2 protein-coding genes and 1 pseudogene are annotated in these 3,645 nt (G+C 65.7%); all 3 read left to right on the top strand.

Annotated elements, in window-relative coordinates:
* On the top strand, nt 1-293 hold a 293-nt coding region (locus LIG30_RS01990), incomplete at its 5' end, for a CheR family methyltransferase (protein WP_038709227.1).
* 8 nt (nt 294-301) lie between these two features.
* Nucleotides 302-547: pseudogene (locus LIG30_RS27080) on the top strand (integrase core domain-containing protein); the annotation flags it as partial.
* Nucleotides 548-610: 63 nt separating this feature from the next.
* The coding region (locus tag LIG30_RS01995) for an autotransporter outer membrane beta-barrel domain-containing protein (protein ID WP_038709229.1) at nt 611-3,645 on the top strand (3,035 nt) is incomplete at its 3' end.

The following is a 3,645-nucleotide window of genomic DNA, read 5'->3' on the forward strand; positions in this document are numbered from 1 at the left end:
GGGTTTGCCGAACGCTTACGGGCATCGGCAGTTTCGACGTGATCTTCCTGCGCAACGTGATGATCTATTTCAGCGCTGAGACCAAACGCCAGATCGTCGCACGCATTGCCGCGCACCTCAAACCGGACGGCCCTCTGTTCATCGGCCACACCGAGAGCCTGCACGGCGTGAGCACGGATCTGCATCCGGTGCGCCGGCCGTCTACCGCAAGCATCCGGCGCGAGCCCGAGCTGATCTGTCAGGAAATGTCAGCTTTTCGGCCTCGCCGATCTCTATCATCGACGCTCGAGTAGGACTCAAGTCGGGGCGCGTGGGTGCCAGCGCCGCTCGCGGTGCCGTGCGCCGTCAACCAGGTCTCCCAGCAGAACGCGTATGTCGAGCGATTCAACCGGACCGTGCGGTACGAATGGCTGTCGCAGTAACACTGCGAGGAACTGGACCACGTGCAGAGCTTTGTGACCGACTGGATGTGGACTTACATCACGGCCTCCCGAACATGGGCTTCGGCGGATTTGCGCCAAAACGGGACCTGGCCGTGGCCGCGTAGCTTCCATTTCTGAACCCCATGGAAAACGCGGGGATTAGCAAACAAACAATATTTAAGGCCAGTATGAAAAGATCGATCTCGTATCCGAAGGCGAACGCGCTCTCGCTCGCCATTGCTGCAGCACTGACGAGTGTGGCACCGGGCATCGCGAAAGCGCAGTCGACTCCGACAACAATCAGCACCCCGCAGACCGGTCCGTATGATGCGCAGAACAATACCGACATCACAATCACGAGTGGAGGGGGCATCTCGGGTGGTCCGACCGGCATTGTCGTTGGCACGGCCATTTCCGTCGGTACGCTAACCAACCACGGCACGATTGGCGGCATAGGTGCCAACGGCACCAACGGCACCGACGGCACCAACGGCGCCAACGGCACCGACTTCGGCGCCCGCGGAGGCGACGCCACCTCAGGCACTCCCGGCCGCGACGCAGGCAACGGCACGGGTATCGATAACGCCGGCACGATCAGCGTGCTGATCAACAACGGCAAGATCAGCGGCAATGGCGGAAACGGCGGTATCGGCGGTAATGGCGGTAACGGCGGCGATGGCGGTCCCCCGGGGGGCGGCTATGGTGGCGGCTGGAGCGGTAACGGCGGCAGCGGCGGTTCCGGCGGCAACGGCGGCAATGGCACGGGCATTAACAACACCGGCACGATCGGCGAGTTCACCAACGGCAGTACCATCAGCGGCACCGGTGGCGACGGCGGAACTGGAGGCGTCGGTGGTACCGTCCCCAGCATGGGCGGCTTTAGCGGCTTCGCTGGAGCCGCCGGCAAGGCCGGCAACGGCACGGGCGTTAACAATGCCGGCACGATCAGCACATTGACCAATACCGGTACCATCAGCGGCACCGGTGGCAATACCGGTACCGCCATATTTAGCAATAACGGCGGTGCCGGCAACAACGGCGGTAATGGTACGGGCATCAACAACGCCGGCACGATCGGCGCGCTGACGAACAGCGGTAGTATCAGCGGCGCCGGCGGTGTCAGCGGCAACGGTGGTAATGGCGGTAATGGTACGGGCATCAACAACGCCGGCACGATCGGCGCGCTGACGAACAGCGGTAGTATTAGCGGCGCCGGCGGCGCCGGCGGCGCCGGCGGTGCCAGCGGCAACGGCGGTAGTGGCGGTAATGGTACGGGCATTAACAATGCCGGCACGATCAGCACATTGACCAACACCGGTAGCATCAGCGGCACCGGCGCAAATGGCAGCGGCGGCGGTGGTGGCACTGGCATCAGCAACGCCGGCCAGATCGACGCGCTGACCAACAACGGCAGCATCGCCGGTACCGGTGCCAACGGCGGCGCCGGCAGCAACGGCGGTAATGGTATGGGCATCAACAACGCCGGCACGATCGTCACGCTGACGAACAACGGTAGTATCAGCGGCGCCGGCGGCAAAGCCGGTAGCGGCGGTGGCGGCTTCGGCGGCTTCGGCGGTTTTGGCCCCGTGGACGGTTTTGGCGTTGGCATCAACAACACCGGTGCGATCGGCTCGCTGACGAACAGCGGCGTGATTTCCGCATTGTCCAACTACGGCACGATTGGCGGTGCCAATGGCGCCACCGGCATCCATAACAGCGGCACGATCGGTTCGCTTGCCAACGGCGGCATCATAAGCGGCCGCGATTACGCGATCTACAACGCCGCGAGCGGCACGATCGGCCCGATCACGAACTCAGGCGTGATTGCTGGCAACATCAGCAACGCCTCGAGCAACGATCTGACCATCGCCGGGGGCAGCTACACGCAGTTCGGCACGCTCACGGGCAATGGCGGGGCGACGGGGCTGATCACCAATAGCGGGTCGAATGTGGTGTTCGGCTCGGGCAACCTGTTGCTGAACGACGCCATCAACGTCGGTAGCAGCCACAGCGTGAACAACACGGGCGCGACGCTGCAGGTCAATGCGCCGATGACGATCACCGGCAACTACAGCCAGGGGGCCGCCGCGACGCTGCTGTCGGGCGTCACGTCGGCCACGAACTATGGCGAGCTGGTGGTCAGCGGCAATGCGTCGATCGCGGCGGGATCGTCGGTGGGGCTGAAGAGCCTGGGCTACGCGTTCGCGCCGGGCCAGCGCTTCATCGTGGTCGATGCGGCGGGGACCGGTTCGTATAACGAGGGCAGCCTGCACTATTCGGCCACCGGCTACAGCGGCTCGATCATCGGGCAGAACGTCGGCGTCGATGGCCACAGCGATCTGGTGCTGTGTCTGGGCAGTTGTCCCACCACGCCGCCGAGCGGGCCGACGGCGGCGGCGACGCTGGCCACGCCGACGCACGCGAATGCGCCGAACTCGGTTTCGTCGATCGGCGGGGTGCTGGGGTACAGCGGATACAACCCGAACCTGATGAACCTGCAGAACGCGGTGATCGCGACGAACACCTATGGTTCGACCGCCGCGGCCAACCGCGCGGGCGCGCAGCTCGCGCCGATGCATCCGTCCGCCGGCATGCAGGCGGCGGCTGCGCCGACCTTCAGCGTGCTGGCGGTGGTGGCCGCGCATGCCGACAGCCTGCGCGTCGCGCAGGCCGATGGCGCCGGCGGGACGGAGTCGGGCATCGCGACCGGCGAGGGGGCGCCGCCGTGGGGCGTCTGGGGCCAGGGGTTCGGCGGGCATGCCGGGCAGGGCGCGGTCGACCGGGTCGACGGCTACAGCGCGAACTACGGCGGGCTGCTGTTCGGCGTCGACCGGCGGGTCAACGAGCGCTGGCGTGCGGGCGGCGTGTTCAGCTACAGCAACACGCTGATCAACGGCACGGAGAACAGCGCCGGGCAGTCGACCCGCGTGAACGGCTATGGCCTGATGGGCTACGCGAGCTACACCGGTGCGCCGTGGTACGTGAACCTGAGCGCAGGGGTGGTGCAGCAGCGCTACGACACGACGCGCCAGATCGACTTTACCGGGTTCTCGGGCGTGGCGAACGGCCAGTTCAACGGTCAGCAGTACGTCGCGAGCGTCGAGGGCGGCTATCCGCTGGCGGTGGGCAACTTCACGGTCACGCCGCTAGGCAGCGTCACGTACAGCTACCAGCACCAGGACAGCTACACGGAAAGCGGCGGCAATGGCGCCGCGCTGTCGGT

Source organism: Burkholderia sp. lig30 (genome assembly GCF_000687455.2).
In the GTDB taxonomy this organism is placed as follows: Bacteria; Pseudomonadota; Gammaproteobacteria; order Burkholderiales; family Burkholderiaceae; genus Burkholderia.